Source organism: Microbacterium aurantiacum (assembly GCF_031625015.1).
In the GTDB taxonomy this organism is placed as follows: domain Bacteria; phylum Actinomycetota; class Actinomycetes; order Actinomycetales; family Microbacteriaceae; genus Microbacterium; species Microbacterium aurantiacum.
In genome coordinates this window covers 238,307-259,106 of record NZ_JAHWXH010000002.1, presented here as the reverse complement: position 1 = coordinate 259,106, position 20,800 = coordinate 238,307, and the positions used below count along the sequence as shown (strand labels likewise).

General features: G+C 68.9%; 20 protein-coding genes and 4 tRNA genes. 5 read left to right on the top strand and 19 right to left on the bottom strand.

From position 1 onward, the window contains the following. Window positions 1-8: 8 nt before the first annotated feature. Window positions 9-560: a hypothetical protein gene (locus tag KZC50_RS10890; protein ID WP_053547419.1), complete on the top strand. Its 552-nt coding sequence runs from the start codon at window positions 9-11 to the stop codon at window positions 558-560. On the opposite strand, the gene KZC50_RS10885 is transcribed toward KZC50_RS10890, so the two are convergent. The 10 genes from KZC50_RS10885 to pdxS form a co-directional block, all read right to left on the bottom strand. Beyond that, entirely contained in the window at window positions 539-2,788 is a 2,250-nt protein-coding gene (locus tag KZC50_RS10885; RefSeq protein ID WP_310891704.1) for a RelA/SpoT family protein, read from the bottom strand. The two genes, KZC50_RS10890 and KZC50_RS10885, sit on opposite strands and share 22 nt — an antisense overlap. 61 nt (window positions 2,789-2,849) lie before the next feature. Further along, window positions 2,850-3,839, bottom strand: coding sequence for a protein translocase subunit SecF (gene secF / locus KZC50_RS10880; protein WP_310891703.1), 990 nt, complete (start codon window positions 3,837-3,839; stop codon window positions 2,850-2,852). Then, the gene (gene secD, locus KZC50_RS10875) at window positions 3,839-5,569 is read right to left on the bottom strand and encodes a protein translocase subunit SecD (protein ID WP_310891702.1); all 1,731 of its coding nucleotides are present in this window, start codon (window positions 5,567-5,569) and stop codon (window positions 3,839-3,841) included. Before secD ends, secF begins: the two co-directional genes overlap by 1 nt. 38 nt (window positions 5,570-5,607) lie before the next feature. Next, window positions 5,608-6,057: a preprotein translocase subunit YajC gene (locus KZC50_RS10870; protein ID WP_053547415.1), complete on the bottom strand. Its 450-nt coding sequence runs from the start codon at window positions 6,055-6,057 to the stop codon at window positions 5,608-5,610. Window positions 6,058-6,131: 74 nt separating this feature from the next. Beyond that, complete coding sequence (gene ruvB / locus KZC50_RS10865) at window positions 6,132-7,160, bottom strand: Holliday junction branch migration DNA helicase RuvB (protein ID WP_301132337.1); 1,029 nt, start codon at window positions 7,158-7,160, stop codon at window positions 6,132-6,134. Further along, window positions 7,153-7,779, bottom strand: coding sequence for a Holliday junction branch migration protein RuvA (ruvA, locus tag KZC50_RS10860; RefSeq protein ID WP_310891701.1), 627 nt, complete (start codon window positions 7,777-7,779; stop codon window positions 7,153-7,155). The genes ruvB and ruvA overlap by 8 nt, the downstream gene beginning before the upstream one ends. A gap of 44 nt (window positions 7,780-7,823) precedes the next feature. Further along, complete coding sequence (gene ruvC / locus KZC50_RS10855) at window positions 7,824-8,387, bottom strand: crossover junction endodeoxyribonuclease RuvC (RefSeq protein WP_310891700.1); 564 nt, start codon at window positions 8,385-8,387, stop codon at window positions 7,824-7,826. 58 nt (window positions 8,388-8,445) lie between these two features. Next, the gene (locus KZC50_RS10850) at window positions 8,446-9,204 is read right to left on the bottom strand and encodes a YebC/PmpR family DNA-binding transcriptional regulator (protein ID WP_053547411.1); all 759 of its coding nucleotides are present in this window, start codon (window positions 9,202-9,204) and stop codon (window positions 8,446-8,448) included. A gap of 23 nt (window positions 9,205-9,227) precedes the next feature. Continuing rightward, window positions 9,228-9,824, bottom strand: coding sequence for a pyridoxal 5'-phosphate synthase glutaminase subunit PdxT (gene pdxT, locus KZC50_RS10845; RefSeq protein WP_301132509.1), 597 nt, complete (start codon window positions 9,822-9,824; stop codon window positions 9,228-9,230). Continuing rightward, window positions 9,818-10,708 (bottom strand): pyridoxal 5'-phosphate synthase lyase subunit PdxS, encoded by an 891-nt coding sequence (gene pdxS, locus KZC50_RS10840; protein ID WP_236968919.1) that lies wholly within the window; start codon window positions 10,706-10,708, stop codon window positions 9,818-9,820. The genes pdxT and pdxS overlap by 7 nt, the downstream gene beginning before the upstream one ends. A 98-nt stretch (window positions 10,709-10,806) precedes the next feature. On the opposite strand from pdxS, the gene KZC50_RS10835 reads away from it, so the two are divergent. Together KZC50_RS10835 and pdxY are read left to right on the top strand one after the other, a co-directional pair. Beyond that, the gene (locus KZC50_RS10835) at window positions 10,807-12,162 is read left to right on the top strand and encodes an aminotransferase class I/II-fold pyridoxal phosphate-dependent enzyme (RefSeq protein ID WP_310891699.1); all 1,356 of its coding nucleotides are present in this window, start codon (window positions 10,807-10,809) and stop codon (window positions 12,160-12,162) included. A gap of 7 nt (window positions 12,163-12,169) precedes the next feature. Further along, window positions 12,170-13,021, top strand: coding sequence for a pyridoxal kinase PdxY (pdxY, locus tag KZC50_RS10830; RefSeq protein WP_310891698.1), 852 nt, complete (start codon window positions 12,170-12,172; stop codon window positions 13,019-13,021). Between the two features lie 24 nt (window positions 13,022-13,045). Here the strand turns inward: pdxY and KZC50_RS10825 are convergent, their stop codons facing one another. The 3 genes from KZC50_RS10825 to thrS are packed head-to-tail and all read right to left on the bottom strand — an operon-like array spanning window position 13,046 to window position 16,287. Continuing rightward, window positions 13,046-13,621, bottom strand: coding sequence for a hypothetical protein (locus KZC50_RS10825; protein WP_310891697.1), 576 nt, complete (start codon window positions 13,619-13,621; stop codon window positions 13,046-13,048). A 57-nt stretch (window positions 13,622-13,678) separates the two neighbouring features. Then, complete coding sequence (locus KZC50_RS10820; protein ID WP_310891696.1) at window positions 13,679-14,239, bottom strand: HIT family protein; 561 nt, start codon at window positions 14,237-14,239, stop codon at window positions 13,679-13,681. Continuing rightward, window positions 14,236-16,287, bottom strand: coding sequence for a threonine--tRNA ligase (gene thrS, locus KZC50_RS10815; RefSeq protein ID WP_375294596.1), 2,052 nt, complete (start codon window positions 16,285-16,287; stop codon window positions 14,236-14,238). The genes KZC50_RS10820 and thrS overlap by 4 nt, the downstream gene beginning before the upstream one ends. A 48-nt stretch (window positions 16,288-16,335) precedes the next feature. On the opposite strand from thrS, the gene KZC50_RS10810 reads away from it, so the two are divergent. Then, the gene (locus KZC50_RS10810) at window positions 16,336-17,499 is read left to right on the top strand and encodes an SLC13 family permease (protein WP_310891694.1); all 1,164 of its coding nucleotides are present in this window, start codon (window positions 16,336-16,338) and stop codon (window positions 17,497-17,499) included. Here the strand turns inward: KZC50_RS10810 and KZC50_RS10805 are convergent. The 4 genes from KZC50_RS10805 to KZC50_RS10790 all read right to left on the bottom strand — a co-directional run bounded on the left by KZC50_RS10805 (window position 17,496) and on the right by KZC50_RS10790 (window position 18,518). Beyond that, window positions 17,496-18,161: a DNA alkylation repair protein gene (locus KZC50_RS10805; RefSeq protein WP_310891693.1), complete on the bottom strand. Its 666-nt coding sequence runs from the start codon at window positions 18,159-18,161 to the stop codon at window positions 17,496-17,498. The two genes, KZC50_RS10810 and KZC50_RS10805, sit on opposite strands and share 4 nt — an antisense overlap. Window positions 18,162-18,229: 68 nt before the next feature. Beyond that, window positions 18,230-18,301 (bottom strand) — tRNA-Val (locus tag KZC50_RS10800). Window positions 18,302-18,327: 26 nt separating this feature from the next. Beyond that, window positions 18,328-18,398: transfer RNA gene (locus tag KZC50_RS10795), tRNA-Cys, on the bottom strand. A 47-nt stretch (window positions 18,399-18,445) separates the two neighbouring features. Then, window positions 18,446-18,518: transfer RNA gene (locus KZC50_RS10790), tRNA-Gly, on the bottom strand. A gap of 148 nt (window positions 18,519-18,666) precedes the next feature. Here KZC50_RS10790 and KZC50_RS10785 point away from each other — a divergent pair. Beyond that, a tRNA-Val gene (locus KZC50_RS10785) sits at window positions 18,667-18,739 on the top strand. 64 nt (window positions 18,740-18,803) lie between these two features. Here KZC50_RS10785 and KZC50_RS10780 read toward each other — a convergent pair. Then, window positions 18,804-19,313 carry a type II toxin-antitoxin system PemK/MazF family toxin gene (locus KZC50_RS10780; protein WP_082334642.1) on the bottom strand — a complete coding sequence of 170 codons (510 nt, stop codon included), beginning with the start codon at window positions 19,311-19,313 and terminating at the stop codon, window positions 18,804-18,806. Window positions 19,314-19,387: 74 nt separating this feature from the next. Beyond that, window positions 19,388-20,617 (bottom strand): ammonium transporter, encoded by a 1,230-nt coding sequence (locus KZC50_RS10775; RefSeq protein WP_236968438.1) that lies wholly within the window; start codon window positions 20,615-20,617, stop codon window positions 19,388-19,390. Window positions 20,618-20,800: the final 183 nt, after the last annotated feature.

The following is a 20,800-nucleotide window of genomic DNA, read 5'->3' as shown; positions in this document are numbered from 1 at the left end:
CTTCGAGGGTGGGATCTCGACTGCTGTACTTCGCCGGTGACCGCCTCTCGCATGCGGAGCTGACGGCGGCCTGCCTCGACGGCGACATCGTCGAAGTCGGCGAGGGCTACGCCCCGGCCGACACCGTGGAAACTGTAGCGCTGCGGGCGGCATCCCTCCGCCCGCTTCTCGGCGACGATCTGGCCGCGACCCATCTGTCCGCCGCGTGGATCCACGGCGGTCTGGTCGACCCGCCGGGCCGCCACACCGTGCAACGCACGAGCCTGCGGCGGCGGCACACACTCGTTTCACGGCGCCTGCAGTATCGCGACATCCGCGTGGATCCGGACGATCTGCTCCGCTGCGGGGGCACGCTCGTCACGTCCCGGGCCCGCACCCTCGCCGACCTCCTGCGCGAGGAATCCCCCGTCTACGCAGACGCCGCCCGGGCGTTCGCGATCGCCGTCCCTGCCGTCCTCGATGAGACGCGAGCGTGGCTGGAGACCAGTTCACTCCCCCACGTGCGCCGGGCGCGGGCGGCGCTGACCGCCCTGGGCGATCAGCTCGACGTGACCCGGTAGACGTCGTAGACGGCGTCGATGCGCCGCACCGCGTTCAGCACCCGGTCGAGGTGGACGGTGTCGCCCATCTCGAAGACGAAACGACTGATGGCCAGGCGATCGTTGTTGGTGGACACCGTCGCCGACAGGATGTTCACGTGATGCTCACTGAGCACACGCGTCACGTCGCTGAGAAGACCCGAGCGGTCCAAGGCCTCGACCTGGATCTGGACGAGGAAGAGGCTCTTCGTCGTGGGCGCCCACTCGACGTCGATCAGGCGTTGCGGGTCCTGTTTGAGGGAGGCCACATTGGTGCAGTCCTCGCGGTGGACCGACACCCCGCTCCCGCGGGTGACGAAGCCGACGATCTCGTCGCCGGGGACCGGCGTGCAACACTTGGCGAGCTTCACCAGGATGTCGGGGGCACCCCGCACGAGGACACCGGAATCGCCGCTGCGCGGCTGGCGGGCGCGGCCGACCACGGGGATGTCGATCGGCCCGGTCGAGGTGTCCTGAGCGCTGACGAGCGCGGTGACCTTCTCGATCACCGACTGAGTCGACACGTGCCCTTCTCCGACCGCCGCATAGAGCGCGGAGACGTCCTCGTACTTCAGCTGCTGCGCCACCTCGCCGAACGAATCCTGGCTCATCAGCCGCTGGAGGGGCAGGTTCTGCCGCCGCATCGCGCGGGCGATGGACTCCTTGCCCTGTTCGATGGCCTCTTCGCGCCGCTCCTTCGTGAACCAGCCTCGGATCTTGGAACGCGCGCGCGTGCTCTTGACGAAGCTCAGCCAGTCCTGGCTCGGCCCCGCATCGGGGTTCTTCGACGTGAAGACCTCGACGACGTCGCCGCTCTTCAGCTCGGATTCGAGCGGCACGAGCCGGCCGTTGACCTTTGAGCCCATCGTCCGGTGCCCGACCTCGGTGTGCACCGCGTAGGCGAAGTCGACCGGCGTCGCCCCTGCGGGGAGGCCGATCACGCGACCCTTGGGCGTGAAGACGTACACCTCCTTCGCGCCGATCTCGAAGCGCAGCGAATCGAGGAACTCTCCCGGGTCGGCGGTCTCGGCCTGCCAGTCGGAGATGTGCGCGAGCCAGGCCATGTCGGTGTCCATGGACTTCGCGTCCGGCTTCGCACCCGCCATCTGCTCTTTGTACTTCCAGTGGGCGGCGACGCCGAACTCCGCCTGCTGATGCATCTCGTTGGTGCGGATCTGGATCTCGACCGTGCGGCCGTTCGGCCCGATGACCGTGGTGTGCAACGACTGGTAGAGGTTGAACTTCGGGGTCGCGATGTAGTCCTTGAATCGGCCCGGAAGCGGCGTCCACCGCGCGTGGATGGCCCCGAGGACCGCATAGCAGTCACGAACACTGCCGACGAGGACACGGATACCGATCAGGTCGTAGATGTCGTCGAACTCGCGACCGCGCACGATCATCTTCTGATAGACCGAGTACAGCTGCTTGGGCCGCCCCATGACCCGTCCGCGGATCCGCAGCTCACGGAGGTCCGCGTCGACGGACTCGATGACGTTGCGGACGTACTGCTCGCGCTGGGGTGTCCGCTGACGCACGAGACTCTCGATCTCGGCGTACAGCTTCGGGTGGAGTACCGCGAAGCTCAGGTCCTCGAGTTCGGACTTGATCGCCTGAATACCGAGCCGGTGCGCCAGGGGCGCGTAGATCTCGAGGGTCTCCGTCGCCTTCTTCCGCGCCTTCTCGGGCGGCACGAAGCCCCAGGTGCGCGCGTTGTGGAGTCGATCGGCGAGCTTGATGAGCAGGACGCGGATGTCGCGCGACATCGCGACGATCATCTTGCGGACTGTCTCGGCCTGCGCGCTCTCGCCGTACTTGACCTTGTCGAGTTTGGTGACGCCGTCGACCAGCATCGCCACCTCGTCGCCGAACTCCGCCGACAGGTCGTCGAGCCCGTAGGAGGTGTCCTCGACCGTGTCGTGGAGGAGCGCCGCGGCGATCGCCCGCGGTCCGAGCCCCAGGTCGGCGAGGATCTGCGCGACCGCGAGCGGATGCGTGATGTACGGCTCGCCGCTTTGCCGCGTCTGACCACTGTGCGCCTTGTCGGCGACCGCATAGGCGCGCTCGAGGATGACGAGGTCGCCCTTGGGATGGTGTGTCCGCACCGTCCTCAGCAGCTGCTCGACATCATCCCGTCGCGCCGACCGCGAGAAGATCCGCGGCACGAGTCGTCGAAGCGACGATGTCGACGCGGGGGGAACGGTCTCTGCCAATCGACGCCCTACCCTCCGGTGAAGATCATCATCCTACGCCGCCCGCGGGCGGCGAGCCGAGTCAGGCGGGGGTGCCGGCCAGCTCGCGAGCCTCGAGCACGCGCTGGTCGCGTGCGACCAGGTTGGGCTCGCGCTCGCGGAGCAGCGAGTACAGCGGCGCAGCCACGAACAGGGTGGAGTACGCCGCCACGATCGTTCCGACGAAGATCGCCAGCGACAGGTCTGTGAGCGTCTGCGCGCCCATCCAGATGACGCCGATGATGAGGATCGCTGCGGTCGGGAGCGCTGCGACGACCGTCGTGTTGATCGAACGCACCAGCGTCTGGTTCACCGCGAGGTTCACGGACTCCCCGAAGGTGCGACCCGATATCTCGCCGTCTTCCGTGGTGTTCTCCCTGATCTTGTCGAACACCACGGTGGTGTCGTACAGCGCGTACGACAAGATCGTCAGGAAGCCGATGACACCGGCCGGCGAAATCTCGAAGCCGAAGAGCGCATACACGCCGATCGTGATCACGAGGACATCGACCAGACCGATGATGGCTGCCACCGACATCTTCCACGTACGGAAGTACACGGCGAGGATCAGGAACGTCAAGGCGAGGAAGATCGCCAACCCCCACAGCGACTGACGCGTGACGTCCGCACCCCAACTGGGACCGATGAAGGACTCGCTGATGTCGGCGACGGGGACGTCGTACGCCGCGGAGAGGGCAGCGGAGACGTCGCGGGTCTCGGCATCCGTCAGCTGGTCCGTCTGAACGCGGATCGTGTCCTCACCGACCGTCGCCACGCGCGTGGTCGCGGTCGGAACCACCGACCGCACTGCCTCGTCGGCGATCAACTGGTCGGTGTCGACCACGTTGTTCACCGTGAACTGAGAGCCGCCGGTGAACTCGATGGAGAACTGGATCGGACGGAACAGCGGAACGAGCGCCGCACCGATGACGAGGATCGCCGCGATGAGGAACCACAGCCGCCGACGGCCGACGAACGGGAACGAGACCTTACCGGTGTAGAGGTCGTTGCCGAGCTGATTCATGGAGCGCATCAGCGGTCTCCCTCCTTGCCGGTGGTCGACGATGTCCGGTCCGCACCCGCGGCCTGGAGCTCTGCCTGCTTGCGTTCGGCGATCGTCTGGCGTCGCACTGCTTCACCCCGTGCACGGCCCGCACGCTTGGCCGCCCCCGCGGATCCGGCGGCGACGGGGCTGCGGAACTGGGCGCGCCCGCGGTACACCGCGCCGAGCGCGTCGGGGTCGAGTCCGGAGAGCGGATGCCCGGAGCCGAAGAACTTCGTCCTCGCGAGCAGCTGGAGCACCGGGTGGGTGAAGAGGATGAAGATGAGGATGTCGATCAGCGTGGTGAGCCCGAGCGTGAAGGCGAAGCCCTTCACGCTCGCGTCGGCCAGCACGTACAGGACGACCGCGGCCAGGACGTTGATGGACTTCGAGATGTAGATCGTCCGCTTCGCCCGCGCCCAGCCGTCCTCGACGGCACTGGTGATCGACTTCCCGTCGCGCATCTCGTCTCTGATGCGTTCGAAGTAGACGATGAACGAGTCCGCAGTGAAGCCGATGGTCACGATGATGCCCGCGACGCCGGCGAGCGAGAGGCGGAAGCCCATGCGCCAGGCGAGGATCGCCAACATGACGTACGTGAGCACACCCATGACGATGAGCGACGCGACGATCACGAAGCCGAGGGCGCGGTAGACGACGACAGAGTAGATCGCGACGAGCAACAGGCCGATGAGACCGGCGATGAGACCGATCTGGAGCTGCTGGGAACCGAGGGTCGCCGAGACGGTGTTGGAGCTCTCGACGTTGAAGCTGAGCGGCAGCGCACCGTACTTGAGCTGATCGGCGAGCACCTGCGCGCTCTCCTGGGTGAAGCTGCCGGTGATGCTCGGGTCTCCGCCGACGATGATCGCGTTCATCGAGGGCGCGGAGAGCACCGAGCCATCGAGGACGAAGGCGAACTGGTTCAGCGGCGGCGTGGCGCCGTAGAGGCGCTGGCTGATCGCGGCGAAGGTCTCGGTGCCCTCGGTGTCGAAGCGGAGGTTGACCGCCCACTGACCGTTGTTGGACTGCAGACCGAAGGTGGCGTCGTCGATCGCGGAGCCGTCGAGCTCGACGGGGCCGAGGATGTACTTCTGCGCGCCGGTCGGGTCGCAGGTGATGAGCGGCTGGTCGGCCGGAGCCTGAGCGGGGTCGTTGGCCGGGTCCGCGCAGTCGTAGGCGAGGAACTCCGCCTCGAGGGCGGGGGTGATCCAGGCGAGGTCGCTGCCGTTCGTCGGCGATGCCGTCGGAGTCGCCACCAGCGAGGGATCCGGGGTCGGATACGGCGTCTCCGTACCGTCCTCGCCGACGAAGCTCGTCGCCGGACTACCCGCGAACAGCACGGCGCGGAGCTGGAGCTGTGCGGATGCCTCGATCCGGTCGCGCGTCTCCTGGTCGGCCTGACCGGGGATCTGAACGACGATCTGGTTGCCGGCCTGCGTGGTGACGTCCGCTTCGCTGACGCCGGAGGCGTCGACGCGCTGGCGGATGATCGTGACCGCCTGGGCCAACTGCTCCTCGGAGGGTGCGACACCGTCCTCGGTCTGCGCCTCGAGGACGATCTGCGTGCCGCCCTGGAGGTCCAGAGCAAGCTCGGGAACCCAGGAGCTCTGCTGGAAGACGTGGACACCGAGGGCATTGATGCCGAACAGCACGGCGGTGATCGCCAGCAGTCCGGTCAGCGCGCGCCAGGCATTGCGAACGGGGGTGGAAGTCGCCACGGACTCAGCTTTCTGGTGGGGACGTCCCGGAGGACGGGTCAGGCCTGGGGCTTGCCGGGCTCAGCGTCGGGGTCGATCGCCTCGTGAGCACCCGCGGCACGACGGTCGTCGCTGATCGAGGTGATCTCGCCGTCGGCGACGGCCTCGGCGTACTCCTCGTGGCTCTGCTCGGCCGCGAGGTAGTCGTCCTCGCTGACGGCGCCCTCGGTCGGGGAGACGACGCGGAGGATCGCCTGGCTGTGCACCTTGATCTCGACGCCGGGGGCGAGCTCGACGATCGCGGGCTGATCGAGGTTCTCGGGGTCGTACTCCACGATCGTGCCGTAGAGACCGCCCTGCAGGAGGACCTCGGCACCGGGCACGGTCTGGCGGGCGCGCTCCTCCTGCTCGAGCTTCTGGCGCTGCATGCGCCGGCGGGAGCTCCAGAACATGAACACCAGCAGGGCGATCAGCAGGATGAGCAGGCCGTAATTGGCGAGGAAGTCCATGAAGAGGGAGGGGCCTTTCGAGAGGGCGTGGCCGGGGCGGCACTGCCTAGGGGGTCGGCGCAAGCCTTCAGCGATTATAGGTCATCGAGTTCGAGCATCGATTCGGGGCTGCGGACGCCCAGGTGCGCATACGCCTCTGGAGTCGCGATGCGTCCTCGAGGCGTACGCCCGAGGAACCCGATCCGCACCAGGTAGGGCTCGACCACGGATTCGATCGTCTCGGCCTCTTCCCCCACGGTCACCGCGAGGGTGCTGAGGCCGACGGGACCACCGCGGAACCGGCGCACGACGGCGTCGAGGACAGCCCGGTCGAGCCGGTCGAGACCGATCGGATCGACGTCGTAGAGGTCGAGCGCCGCGTCGACGATCGCGTGGTCGGCGTCCGCCCCGTCGCCGTGGACGATGAGGTAGTCGCGCACCCGCCGGAGGAGCCGGTTGGCGATTCGGGGTGTTCCGCGGGAGCGCCGCGCGATCTCGGCGCGTGCCTCCGGCGGCACCGCCACGCCGATGAGGCGGGCCGAGCGCTCGATGACGCGCTCGAGTTCCACGGGTTCGTAGTACTCCAGGTGCGCGGTGAAGCCGAACCGGTCACGCAGCGGGTTGGGGAGGAGTCCGGAGCGCGTGGTCGCTCCCACAAGGGTGAACGGCGCGAGATCCAGAGGAATGCTCGTCGCGCCCGCTCCCTTGCCGACCATGATGTCGATGCGGAAGTCCTCCATCGCGAGGTAGAGCATCTCCTCGGCGGAGCGCGCCATGCGATGCACCTCGTCGATGAACAGCACCTCGCCGGGGGTGAGGCTCGACAGGAGAGCGGCGAGGTCCCCCGCGTGCTGGATGGCCGGACCGCTCGACAGACGCAGCGGACGTTCGCTCTCGTGCGCGACGATCATCGCGAGAGTCGTCTTCCCGAGTCCCGGAGGACCCGACAGCAGGATGTGGTCCGCGGGACGCTGCTGGATCCGTGCCGCGTCGAGGAGCAGCTGCAGCTGTCCGCGCACCTTCTGCTGCCCGACGAACTCCGCCAGGGAGGACGGGCGCAGGGCGCCCTCGATCGCGAGCTCGGACTCGTCCACGGGCTCGTCGACGTCTCTCAGATCATCCACCGACGACCTCCTTCCGGCGCGGGCCGAGCTGCGCCAGCGCCAGGCGGAGAAGCGCCGGCACCGACGCACGATCCGCCTCGGGGGCGTCGGCGAGCACCTCTTCCACGACCGGCGCCGCGGTACGCTCGGGCCAGCCGAGTCCGACGAGGGCGGCCACGACCTGCGCGGCGACGCCCGGCGCCACCGCCGATCCGCCGCCGGACGCGCCGGAGGAGACGACGTGGTCGAGCTTGCCCGTCAGCTGGACCACGATGAGCTTGGCGGTCTTGGGCCCGATGCCCGACACGCGGCGGAACGGCGCATCGTCCTCCCCGGCGACGGCATCCGCGATCTGCCCCACCGTCAGCGAGGACAGCACTCCGAGAGCGGACTTCGGGCCGACGCCGGTGACGCCGAGGAGCTGGGTGAACACACGCAACTCTTCGCGGGTGTCGAACCCGAAGAGCGACAGCGCGTCCTCCCGGACGATCAGCGTCGTGTGAAGCATCAGCTCCGCGCCGATGTGGGCGGACCGGCCGACCGCGGGGGTCACCGCGACCGCGAGTCCCACACCGCCCACTTCCACGACGACGCCGTCATCGTCGGCGTGGGTGACGCGTCCCCGGAGTGATGAGATCATCCTCCGACCTTACGTCGTATCGCATGTTTGTTCGAGCAACACGCTCAGGAGCGCGCACGACGTTCCGCCTGCGCCCAGGCGCGCTGCGCGGGAGTCAGTGCCGCCCCTCCCCCGACCGGACCGAGGGGCCGACGCCAGGCATGGCAGAGAGCGATGGCGAGCGCATCGGCGGCATCCGCGGGGGTGGGCAGCGCGTCCAGGCGCAGAACGCGCGCGACCATCGCCTGCACCTGTCGCTTGTCGGCGGAGCCGTATCCGGTGATGGCCGCCTTCACCTCGGACGGCGTGTGGGTCGCGGCGGGGAGACCTCGCTCCCCCGCCACCAGCAGGGCGATGCCACTGGCCTGCGCGGTGCCCATGACCGTCTGGCGGTTGTGCTGTGCGAACACCCGCTCGACGGCCACGACGTCCGGAGCGTGGGCGTCGACGGCCGCCCTGATCCCGGCTGCGATCGCCGCGAGCCGCACCTCGATCGGCGCGGCAGGATCCGACCGCGCGACACCCACGTGCACGAGGGTGGCCGAGCGGTCGGCACGCACGTCGACGATGCCGATCCCACAACGGGTCAGTCCGGGATCGATCCCGAGCACCCGCACCGACGACGTCACCCGTCCACGGTACGCGCGGACGTGACGGATGCCGCGACGCCGGGCCGGGGACGGGCGATCAGTCGTCCTGCTCGAGCTCGGCCTGCACGTCGGCCGTGAGGTCGAAGTTGCTGAAGACGTTCTGGACGTCGTCGCTGTCCTCGAGCGCGTCGATGAGCCGGAAGACCTTGCGTGCCGTCTCGGCGTCGATCTCCACCTTGAGGTTGGGGACGAACTCCACGTCGGCCGATTCGTACTCGATCCCGGCGTCCTGAAGGGCGCTGCGGACGGTCACGAGATCGGATGCCTCGGTGATGACCTCGAATCCCTGCGCGTGCGGCTCGACCTCCTCGGCACCGGCCTCGAGGACCGCCAGCATGACGTCGTCCTCGTTGGTCTCCTCACCGGAGACGACGATGACACCCTTGCGGGAGAAGTTGTAGGCGACGCTGCCGGGATCGGCGAGTGTCCCCCCGTTGCGACTGAGGGCGGTGCGGACCTCGGCGGCGGCACGGTTCTTGTTGTCGGTCAGACACTCGATCAGCAGGGCGACGCCGTTCGGGCCGTACCCCTCGTACATGATCGAGGAGTATTCGACGGACTCGCCGCCGATCCCCGCGCCGCGCTTGATCGCGCGGTCGATGTTGTCCTTCGGCACCGATGTCTTCTTGGCCTTGAGGACCGCGTCGAACAGGGTGGGGTTGCCCTGCAGGTCGGGACCGCCGAGCTTCGCGGCGACTTCGATGTTCTTGATCAGCTTGGCCCACGACTTGGCACGGCGGGAGTCGATGACCGCCTTCTTGTGCTTGGTCGTAGCCCATTTGGAGTGTCCGGACATGCGCTCGATCCTACCGGCGAGACTCAGCGGGCGCGGAGCGTGCGGAGGAAGAGCGCGTGGAAACGCGTCTCTCCGCTGACCTCGGGGTGGAACGCGGTCGCGAGGATCGCCCCCTGCCGGACGGCCACGACCCGACCGTCGGCGAGCGCGGCGAGGGGTTCGACGCGCGCGCCGCAGTCGACCACCACGGGAGCACGGATGAAGGCGGCGTGGACGGGCGGCGCCCCGAGCACCGGCACCTCCAGCGCGACCTCGAACGATTCGACCTGTCCCCCGAACGCGTTCCGGCGGACCGTCGCGTCCAGCCCGCCGAAGGTCTGCTGACCGGCGATCGGGTTCTCCAGACGATCGGCGAGGAGGATCATGCCCGCGCAAGTGCCGTAGACCGGGAGCCCCCCGGCGATCGCCTCACGGATCGGCTCCCGCATCCCGAACGCCCGCGCCAGCTTGTCGATGACGCTCGATTCGCCGCCGGGCAGGACCAGTCCGTCGATGAGGGAGAGATCTTCCGGTCGACGGACGAGTCGGACATCCGCATCCAGCTCTGCGAACACGCGCGCGTGCTCGCGCACGTCCCCCTGGAGGGCCAGGATGCCGACGCGGGGCCGGTGCGTCACCAGCCGCGCTCGGCCAGGCGGTGGGGCGCGGGGAGGTCGGAGACGTTGATGCCCACCATCGCCTCGCCGAGCCCGCGGGAGACGTCCGCGATGACCTTGGGGTCGTCGAAGAAGGTCGTCGCCTTCACGATGGCGGCGGCCCGCTCGGCGGGGTTGCCGGACTTGAAGATGCCGGAGCCGACGAACACGCCGTCCGCCCCCATCTGCATCATCATCGCGGCATCCGCGGGGGTCGCCACGCCGCCGGCGACGAAGAGGACGACGGGGAGCGCCCCGGTCTCGGCGACCTCGGCGACGAGCTCGTACGGGGCCTGGAGCTCCTTCGCGGCGACGTACAGTTCGTCCTTGGTCAGCGCGCCGAGGGCGGCGACCTCGCCTCGGATCTTGCGGATGTGCTTCATCGCCTCCGAGACGTCGCCCGTGCCGGCCTCGCCCTTCGAGCGGATCATCGCGGCGCCCTCGTTGATGCGGCGGAGCGCTTCACCGAGGTTCGTCGCGCCGCAGACGAAGGGGACGGTGTACTTCCACTTGTCGATGTGGTGGACGTAATCCGCGGGAGAGAGGACCTCGGACTCGTCGATGTAGTCGACACCGAGCTCCTGCAGCACCTGCGCCTCGACGAAGTGCCCGATGCGCGCCTTCGCCATCACGGGGATCGACACGGCCTCGATGATCCCGTCGATCATGTCGGGGTCGCTCATGCGCGACACCCCGCCCTGGGCGCGGATGTCGGCCGGCACGCGCTCGAGGGCCATGACGGCCACGGCGCCGGCGTCCTCAGCGATGCGCGCCTGCTCCGGCGTCACGACGTCCATGATGACGCCGCCCTTCAGCATCTCCGCAAGGCCCCGCTTGACGCGGGAGGAACCGGTGGTGGAGGTGGACATGGCGCTCCGTTTCGACGGGTGAGGACAGCCTGACGTTTGGCCTAGGCCAAAAGGTAGCACGGGGCGGACGCGGGGTGGCGCGCGCATAGACTCGCAGCATGCTCCGCAACGACCGCGACGCCCTTTCGGGGATCCGGGGCGGGACGGCGAACGAGATCGCCGAGAGCCTTCGGGAGCGCATGGAGCGCGGCCTGCTCGGCGCGGGCGACGCCCTCCCCCCGGTGCGCGCCCTCGCCGAGGCCCTCGACGTCAACCGCAACACCGTCATGGCGGCGTACCGTCAGCTCGCTCAGGCCGGGCTCGTGGTCTCGCGCGGCCGCGCAGGAACGCACGTGACGGGCCCCGCGACGGTCGCGCAGGACGGGTTCGCCGCCGACACCGTTCTGCGTGATGTGGGGACGGGCAATCCGGATCCCGCGCGGATCCCGGATCCGACGTCGGCGCTCACGCGTATCGTCGGCCGGCCCGTCCTCTACGGAGAGCCCGTGATCGATCGCGACCTCGAGGCGTGGGCGGACGAGTGGATGCGCGCCGCGCTGCCCCCGGAGAAGCCGATGCGGCTCACGATCACGAGCGGCGCCTCCGACGCGATCGACCGTCTCCTGTCCACCTACCTGACGCGTGACGACGGCGTGGCGCTGGAGGACCCGTGCTTCCTGGCGAGCCTGAACACCGTGCGCCTCGGGGGGTATCGCGCCGTTCCGGTCCCCGTCGACGACGACGGCATGACGGTGGACGGTCTGCGGGCGGCGCTCGCCGACGGCGTCCGCGCGGTGGTCTGCACGCCGCGCGCGCAGAACCCGACCGGAGCGAGCATCACCGAGCGCCGGGCGGGGCAGCTGCGGGCAGAGCTCGCCGCCCACCCGTACGTGCTCGTGATCGAGGACGATCACTTCTCCCTCCTCTCGCGGATGCCGCATGCCTCGGTCATCCCGAGCGACCACGAACGATGGGCCCTGGTCCGGTCGGTGTCGAAGTTCCTCGGTCCCGACATGTGCCTGGCGGTGACGGCATCCGATCCCGAGACCGGGTCGCGACTGGCGCAGCGGCTGAGTCCGGGCACCACCTGGGTGAGCCACCTCCTGCAGCGCCTCACCCACGCCCTGGTGACGGACCCGGAGGTGCGGTCGGGCATCGAGGCGGCGGCGGTCCACTACGCCGAACGGAACGCCGCGTTCGCCGAAGCCCTGCGGAGCGAGGGGCTGACGGTGTCGACGGGTGACGGGCTGAACCTGTGGGTGCGGGTGCCGTCGCCCGCCCGCGACATCTGCGAGCAGCTCATGCGACGCGGCTGGCTCGCCCGCCCCGGTGACGAGTTCCTCCTGGGCGACGACGCCGCCCGCTTCCACCTGCGCCTGACGGTGCACGACCTGACCGAGACGGATGCCGCTTCTCTCCGGCGCGACCTCCTCGCCGCCGTCGAGGCGACCGCGGGCACTCGGGCAGTGGGATGATCGTCCGGTGAAGATCCTCTCGATCCAGTCCGCGGTCGCTTACGGCCATGTCGGCAATTCGGCCGCCGTCTTCCCCCTTCAGCGCATCGGGGTCGAGGTACTCCCGGTGTACACCGTGAACTTCTCCAACCACACCGGATACGGCGCGTGGCGCGGCCCGCTCATCGCACCGGACGACGTCGCGGCCGTCATCGAGGGCATCGGCGACCGTGGCGTGTTCGGCGAGATCGACGTGATCCTCTCGGGGTATCAGGGCGGCGAAGGTATCGCGGACGTGATCCTCGATGCCGTCGCGCAGGTGAAGCAGGCGAACCCGGCCGCCGTCTACGCGTGCGACCCGGTGATGGGGAACGCCAAGAGCGGGTGCTTCGTCGCCCCGGCGATCCCCGTGCTCCTCCGCGAGAAGGTGGTCCCGGCGGCCGACATCATCACCCCGAACCAGTTCGAGCTCGGCTTCCTCACCGGAACCGAGCCCTCGGACCTCGCCTCGACGCTGGAGTCGGCCGATCGGGCCCGCGCGATGGGACCGCGGACGGTGCTCGTCACGAGCGTCGAGCGACCCGACCGCCCGGAAGGGACGATCGAGATGCTCGCCGTCACCGACGACGGCGCGTGGATCGTGCGGACGCCGCACATCCCGATGAAGGCGAACGGCTCGGGCGACGTCACCGCCGCGCTGTTCACCGCGCACCTCACCTCCACCGGGAACGCCGCGGACGCGCTCGCGCGGACCACCTCCAGCGTGTTCGATCTTCTGCAGAACACTTTCGATTCAGGCGAAAGAGAGCTGCGCCTCATCGAATCGCAGGAAGCGTACGCCCACCCGCGGATGCAGTTCTCGGTCGAACAGGTCCGCTGAGTCGAACAGGTCCGCGGGGGTCGCTCAGCCGTACACCTCGGTGTAGGCGGCATCCCACTGCTCGGCATCCGCGGGGCACACGAACGACATCCCGAACACCATGATGCTCGCGAGCCCCTGCTCGGCAGCCTCGTCGCCCTGGGCGACCTGGGCGAAGAGCGGTGACGAGCTCACGTGCGTGGCGAAGATATCCGCGTCGGTGCGGTGATTGTTGAGGATCGCGGTCTCGCACGCGTCGAGCGTCGTGGCGAGCAGGAGCGACTCCGTCTCCGGCGCCCACGTCGCCCCCTGGGATTCGAGATAGGCGCGCTGCTGCGCGATGAACTCCTGCTGCTCGGGCGTTTTCGCCGAGAGCAGGGAGCCGTCACGGGGCTGCTGCTGTGCGTCGAAGAACTCCTCGCGCTCGAGGAGGGCCGACTCCATGTCGGGGGCGGGGTTCTCTTCCCCCACCTCCGGCGCAGGCGCCGGAGACGCCCTGGGAGGGGTCGCGCTCGCCCCGGCGGGGTCGGAGGGAGCGGGCGCGCAGGCGGCGAGGGCCGACACAAGCACGACCGTGGACAGCGCGGCGGCGGAGAACTGGTGCAGCGAGCGGAAGATCACCCGCACGACCCTACCCACGTGGCGGTGAAGGAACCCTGCGTTCTCCACAGGCGAGGATCAGCGCGGCCAGGCACTCGCCAGGGTCCGCCGTACATCGCCGAGCAGCTGCGGGAGCGCCTTGGTCTTGGCGATGATGGGGAAGAAGTTCGCGTCCGACGACCACCGCGGGACGATGTGCTGATGGAGGTGGCCGTCCACTCCCGCACCGGCCACGGCGCCCTGGTTCATGCCGAGGTTGAACCCCTCACACCGCGAGGTCTCGCGGAGGACCCGCATCCCCACCTGGGTGAGAGCACCGATCTCCGCGACCTCTTCGGGCGTCGCCTGATCGTACGTCGAGATGTGGCGGTACGGGCAGACCAGCAGATGACCGGAGTTGTACGGGAAGAGATTGAGCAGCACGTAGGCCGTGCGGCCGCGCGCGACGATGAGGCCGTCCTCATCGGACTTCTCCGGCGCCGCGCAGAAGGGGCACTCCTCGTGGTGCGGCTCGCGCCCGGCCTGGATGTACGCCATCCGGTGCGGGGTCCACAGCCGCTGGAACTCGTCCGGGACGCCTGCGAAGGCATCCGATCCGGTCACCGAAGCATCGGCATCCGTGTCCCGCCCGTCGCTCACCCGAGGTCCTCCGCGGTGTTCACGAGCACGCGCCCCTCGATCGCGCCGAGGATGTGGGACACCGCCTCGGCGATCGGGATGCCGTTGCGCTGCGAGCCGTCCCGGAAGCGGAAGGACACGGTGCCGCCGGCGCGGTCCTGCTCGCCCGCGATGAGCTGCAGAGGAACCTTCTGCGTCGTGTGGGTGCGGATCTTCTTCTGCATCCGGTCGTCGGAGCGATCGAGCTCCGCCCGCACGCCGCGCTCGCGCAGTTCCCGGACGATCTCACCCAGGTAGTCGGCATACTCGTCGGCGACCGGGATCGCCACGACCTGGACCGGCGCAAGCCACACCGGGAACGCCCCGGCGTAGTGCTCGAGCAGGATCGCGAAAAAGCGCTCGATCGAACCGAACAGCGCACGGTGGATCATGATCGGGCGGTGCTTGTCGCCGTCGGGACCGGTGTACTCCAGCTCGAAGCGCTCCGGCTGGTTGAAGTCGAGCTGGATCGTGGACATCTGCCACGTGCGCCCGATCGCATCGCGCGCCTGCACCGAGATCTTCGGACCGTAGAACGCCGCGCCCCCGGGGTCGGGAACGAGCTCGAGACCCGACGCCTCGGCCACCTCCCGCAGGGTCTCCGTCGCCTGCGACCACAGCGCGTCGTCGCCGATGAACTTCGGGTTGCCCTCCTCCTTCGTCGACAGCTCGAGGTAGAAGTCCTCGAGGCCGTAGTCGCGGAGCACCGAGAGCACGAATTCGAGGTTGCTCGTCAGCTCGTCGCGCACCTGGTCGGAGGTGACGTAGATGTGCGCGTCGTCCTGCGTCATCCCCCGCACCCGGGTGAGACCCGCCAGGGTGCCGCTCTTCTCGTAGCGGTACACCGTGCCGAACTCCGCGAGGCGGAGCGGCAGCTCGCGATAGCTGCGCCCGCGCGAACGGAAGATCAGGTTGTGGAACGGGCAGTTCATGGGCTTGAGGTAGTACTCCTGCCCTTGCCGAGTGACGTGCCCCTCGGCATCCACCACCTCGTCCAGCTCCATCGGGGGGTACATGCCGTCGGCGTACCACTGCAGGTGCCCGCTCGTCATGAACAGGTCGCCCTTGGTGATGTGCGGGGAGTTGACCATCTCGTAGTCCGCGGCGAGGAGGCGTCGACGCATGTACTGCTCGATCTCGTAGCGGATGATGCCGCCCTTGGGGTGGAACACCGCAAGCCCGGGACCGATCTCGTCGGGGAAGGAGAAGAGATCCAGCTCGGCGCCGAGCTTCCGGTGGTCGCGTCGCGCGGCCTCCTCGAGCCGGTGCTGGTAGGCGCGCAGCTCGTCCTTGGTCGGCCAGGCCGTGCCGTAGATGCGCTGGAGCTGGGGGTTCTTCTCGCTCCCGCGCCAATAGGCGCCCGCCACGCGCTGCAGGTCCCAGCCGTTGCCGATCATGCGGGTGTTGGGCACGTGAGGGCCGCGGCAGAGGTCCTTCCACGCCGTCTCACCATCGCGGGAGACGTTGTCGTAGATCGTGAGCTCTCCGGCACCGACCTCGACCGACGCCCCCTCGGTCTTCTCCGCGCCGGCACCCTTGAGGCCGATCAGCTCGAGCTTGAAGGGCTCGTCGGCGAGCTCCGCGCGCGCCTCGTCGTCCGAGACGACCCGGCGGACGAAGCGCTGGCCCTCGCGGACGATGCGCTCCATCTCCTTCTTGATCGCCTTGAGGTCCTCCGGGGTGAAGGGCTCGTCGACACCGAAGTCGTAGTAGAAGCCGTCGGTGATGGGCGGACCGATCCCGAGGTTCGCCTGCGGCCGGATCCGCTGCACCGCCTGCGCGAGGACGTGCGCGGCGGAGTGACGGAGGATGTCGAGCCCGTCGGCGCTGCCGACGGTCACCGGCTCGACGGCGTCACCGTCGTGCACGACCGTCGCCAGGTCCTTCAACTCGCCGTTGACCCGCAGGGCGACGACGGAGCGGTCGGGGAAAAGGGCGAAGCCGTCGGCGGGCCGAGCGGCGTCCGAGGGCAGGGCGGCATCTGTCACAGCGTTCTCCTGAAGGGTCGCGATCAAGGCTACCGGCCGCATCCCGGCCGGTCGGACACAGCGGGCCTTCCCGTGGCCCAGTATGGAGCGGTGACTCTGGCGATCATCGGCGCGGCGCTCGCCGCTCTCGGCGGGATCGCCGTGGGGGTCGGCATTCTTCCGCCCGCGCAGCTCGCGACGGTTGCGGAGCGGGTCTGGCCCGTCCTCGTCTTCGTCGTGTCCGTCACCGTCGTCTCCGAGCTCGCCGCCAGAGCCGGGCTCTTCGACCTCCTCGCCGGCCGTCTGGCGCGGCTCGCGCGTGGGCGGACCGCGGCGCTGTGGATCCTCATCGTCGCGCTCGCCGTCACCGCGACCGCGTTCCTCTCCCTCGACACCACCGCGGTCCTGCTCACGCCGGTCGTGGTGGCGGTGGCGGTGTCGAGGCGACTCGACCCGCTGCCTTTCGCGTTCGTCACCGTCGTGCTGGCGAACACCGCGTCGCTGGTCCTTCCCGTGTCGAACCTCACCAATCTGCTCTCCCTGGACCGCCTCGGCACCGGCAACGATCCGGCGGCCTTCCTCCGGCTTCTCGGGCCGTCGGCCCTGCTCGCGATCGTGGTCTCGGTCGGAGTGCTGTCGGTGGTCTTCCTGCCGCGGCTCCCCCGGACGCATCCGACCGCGTCGGAACCCGTCACTGCGGATCGTCCCCTCCTGATCGCGGCCGGTGTCGTGACCGGTGCTCTCCTCCCCCTCCTCGTGAGCGGTCTGGAGCCCTGGATCCCCGCGACGGCCGCCGCGCTCGTCCTGGCCGCGGTCTTCGCCTGGCGCGCACCGAAAGCGCTGTCGGTGCGGCTCGTCCCCTGGTCGCTGCTGATCTTCGTGCTCGGTCTCTTCACCGCCGTCGCGGCGCTCGAGTCGCTCGGAAGCGGACGGGTGCTCGGGGTGATCGCCGGGTCCGGTGAGGATCTGTTCTCACTCTGGCAGCTCGCGGGAGCCGGCGCGCTCCTCGCGAACGGCATCAACAACCTCCCCGCCTACCTCGCCCTCGAGGCGGTGGCGGACTCCCCCGCGCGTCTGGCCGCTCTGCTCGTCGGCGTGAACGCCGGGCCCCTCGTCACCCCGTGGGCGTCGCTCGCGACCCTGCTCTGGGCGGATCGGCTCCGCTCCGCCGGGGTGCCGGTGCGGTGGCGGACCTTCGTCATCCTGGGCCTTGTGATCGCTCCGCTCACCCTCTTCCTCGCGGTGGTCCCGCTCGCCCTCGGGGCACCCCGCTAGAGCAGGTGACGCGCGGCCTCCCGGCGCGACAATGCGCGGAGGTCGTGAGCATCGAGGTAGGCGCGCACCCAGTCCGGATCTGTCCGCGCGTAGTCGCGGAGCGCCCAGCCGATCGCCTTGGCGACGAAGAACTCCGCGTCCCCGCGGTTGGGCTCGATGACGTCGGCGAGGAGCGCCCGATCCGTCCGTTCCTTCCTGCCGAGCTGGGAGATGATCGCGAGCCGCCGCATCCAGAGGTCCTCATCAACGCTCCACGCGCGGACGACACGGGCGGTGGTCACGGCATCCGCGTCGAGCATGTCGGCCACGCGGTGGCTCAGTTCGTCCGTGATGTCCCACCATCGCCCCGACCGGACCATGGCGGTCACGACCTCGAGGGTGTCCGGCGCCCGTCGAAGCCCGGCAAGTCCGCGGAGGGCCATCGCGGCGTACCACTCCTCACGGTGCGTGACGGTGTCCCAGAGAACGGATGCCGCCTCCGCCGCGACCGGGATCTCGTACGATCGCGCGGCCGAACGTGCCACCGCCCGGACCTCGGGAAGGCGTACCCCGTAGAAGGGGAGGACGGACTTCATGTACGCCTGCTGCGCCACCGCCCTCTCGGGGTCTGCCCGTGCGCGGAGTGCGTCTCTGATCTCGCGTACGAGGCTGTCGGATCCCATGCCGAGACGATAGCCCGCGCAGCACCGAACAATGAAAAAACCCCCGGTAAACCGGGGGTTTTGTTCTGTGCGCGATACTGGGATCGAACCAGTGACCTCTTCCGTGTCAGGGAAGCGCGCTACCGCTGCGCCAATCGCGCCCGTATGGGCTATGAAGTTGTGAGCGAGGTGGCGACGGGATTCGAACCCGTGTAAACGGCTTTGCAGGCCGGTGCCTAGCCGCTCGGCCACGCCACCGCGTGTGGTTTGACCCCACGTGCTGGTTCCAGGAACCACTGCACTCGAGCGGATGACGAGACTCGAACTCGCGACCCTCACCTTGGCAAGGTGATGCGCTACCAACTGCGCTACATCCGCATGCTCCCGGATTTCCCCGGGCGCTTGAATGACTTTAGCCCAGGACGGGCCGAGTGCAAAACCAGCCGCGCCCCGGGTGTGTCCCGGGCGCCGGTGTCGTTGGCGACCGTCCGCGTCGGGTAGGATCGGTAACCGGCCACACGGCCATGGGCGATTGGCGCAGTTGGTAGCGCGCTTCCTTCACACGGAAGAGGTCATCGGTTCGAGTCCGGTATCGCCCACTCCTGACCCTCGCCTCGGCGGGGGTCTTCTGCGTGTGGGCGGGGTCCGCCGGTTCAGGGGCGGTCAGGCTCCGGCATCCCATCCGTAGCGCTGCTGCAGCGCCCGCGCGACGCGGGTGAACCGATCCAGGTCGAGAGCTGCGGCTTCTCGGCGCATCCCGCCCCGGTGGACGAGGTAGATCTGCTCGATGTCCACCCACGACGGCCGCCCCTGCGAATCCCACGCCCCCGAGCCGAGCGGGAGGAAGTCGCGGTCTCCGTCGTGGGCTCGGCTGGTCAGCCGCACGCCGTACACGTGGTCGTCGTCGCGTCGACCGATGACGAGCACAGGACGATCCTTCCCCCGCCCGTCGTTCTCGACGTAGGGCACCCACGTCCAGATCACCTCGCCCGCATCAGGATCTCCGTCCGCATCGGGGGCGTACGCGAGCCGCAGGTCCGCGGGCCGCGGCGGTCGGATTTGCCGAGTGGTGTGCGGGGCGGATGCCGTGGCCTCCGCGTGACGCGAAGCGCGCGCTCGCGGCGGCACGAGCACGCTCAGGGCTTTGGAGAACAGCGACGAGAGGCGACTCATCCGCTCACCCTATGACGAGCGGCAGGGGCGCCGCGGAGGATCCGCGACGCCCCTGCCGGGCGGTTCGAGAGACGTCAGACGCGCTCGTCGATGAGGTAGCCCTCTTCGCCGTGCACGCTGGTGTCGACACCGGCGAGCTCGTCCTCGTTCTTGACGCGGAATCCGATGGTCTTCTGGATCGCGAAGCCGATGATGAAGGCCACGACGAAGGAGTAGACCAGGACGCCCACCGCGGCGATGACCTGGACGATCAGCTGCTCCCAGCCGCCGCCGAGGAACAGGCCGGTCTCGGTGGCGAAGAAGCCGAGGTAGACGGTTCCGATGAGGCCACCGACGAGGTGGATGCCCACGACGTCGAGCGAGTCGTCGTAACCGAGCTTCCACTTCAGCTCGATCGCGAGGGCGCAGACGGCACCGGTGACGACACCGAGGAGGAGCGCCCAACCGGGGGTCAGGTTCGCACAGGCCGGCGTGATCGCGACGAGGCCGGAGACGGCACCGGAGGCGGCGCCGACCGAGGTGGCCTTTCCGTCCTTGAGCTTCTCCACGATGAGCCATCCGATGATGGCAGCGGCGGTGGCGCCGAGGGTGTTGATCACGATCAGACCGACGACGCTGTCTTCGGTACCCAGGGCACCCAGACCCTCCGCACCGCCGTTGAAGCCGAACCAGCCGAACCACAGGAGCGACGCGCCGAGCAAGACGAGCGGGACGTTGTGGGGCTTCTGGATGCCCTTCTGGAAGCCGATGCGCTTGCCGAGGACGAGCGCCAGGGCGAGGGCCGCAGCGCCCGCGTTGATGTGCACCGCGGTACCACCGGCGTAGTCGATGACCTCCGCGGTGAACCCGAGCGAGGTACCGAGGTTCAGGATCCAGCCGCCACCCCACACCCACGCGGCGACGGGGAAGTAGACCACGGTGGCCCAGATACCGGCGAAGATCATCCACGCACCGAACTTGGCGCGGTCGGCGATCGCGCCGGAGATCAGGGCGACGGTGATGATCGCGAAGGTCGCGCTGAAGAGAGCGCCGACCAGGTCGTCGCTGCTGAGGCTGCCGAGACCGAGGTCGGAGAAGGGGTTTCCGGCGAAGGCCCACACGTTGCCCTCCGGCACCGCGCTCATATTGAAGCCGTAGATGATCCAGAGCACTCCGATGAGGCCCATCGAACCGAAGCTCATCATCATCATGCTGACGACGCTCTTCGCCTTGACGAGGCCTCCGTAGAAGAACGCCACGCCTGGCGTCATCAAGAGCACCAACGCTGACGCGGTGATCAACCAGGCAAGATTTCCGCTGTCCATGAGAATCCTCATCCATGTGTCGTGTTACACAAAAAGCCCATGCCGGCGCCGAGTCGGGTCACGGCTGTCGGGCACGCCCAGTTTTGCGAGCGGGGGTTTCGTGCGCCGTGCACCCCGTGTTTCGCGTTGGTTACGCGAGGGAACGCGAGGTAAACATCACGTTTCACGCACGCGCGAAAGGAC

Bases quoted from the DNA above. Each gene is read 5' to 3' on its own strand.
- KZC50_RS10805 (WP_310891693.1), bottom strand. From the start codon at position 18,161: ATGGGATCCGACAGCCTCGTACGCGAGATCAGAGACGCACTCCGCGCA.
- KZC50_RS10775 (WP_236968438.1), bottom strand. From the start codon at position 20,617: ATGGACAGCGGAAATCTTGCCTGGTTGATCACCGCGTCAGCGTTGGTG.
- KZC50_RS10835 (WP_310891699.1), top strand. From the start codon at position 10,807: ATGCTCCGCAACGACCGCGACGCCCTTTCGGGGATCCGGGGCGGGACG.
- KZC50_RS10850 (WP_053547411.1), bottom strand. From the start codon at position 9,204: ATGTCCGGACACTCCAAATGGGCTACGACCAAGCACAAGAAGGCGGTC.
- secF (WP_310891703.1), bottom strand. From the start codon at position 3,839: ATGCGCTCCATGAATCAGCTCGGCAACGACCTCTACACCGGTAAGGTC.
- KZC50_RS10780 (WP_082334642.1), bottom strand. From the start codon at position 19,313: ATGAGTCGCCTCTCGTCGCTGTTCTCCAAAGCCCTGAGCGTGCTCGTG.
- KZC50_RS10870 (WP_053547415.1), bottom strand. From the start codon at position 6,057: ATGGACTTCCTCGCCAATTACGGCCTGCTCATCCTGCTGATCGCCCTG.
- thrS (WP_375294596.1), bottom strand. From the start codon at position 16,287: ATGCGGCCGGTAGCCTTGATCGCGACCCTTCAGGAGAACGCTGTGACA.
- pdxS (WP_236968919.1), bottom strand. From the start codon at position 10,708: ATGTCCACCTCCACCACCGGTTCCTCCCGCGTCAAGCGGGGCCTTGCG.
- ruvA (WP_310891701.1), bottom strand. From the start codon at position 7,779: ATGATCTCATCACTCCGGGGACGCGTCACCCACGCCGACGATGACGGC.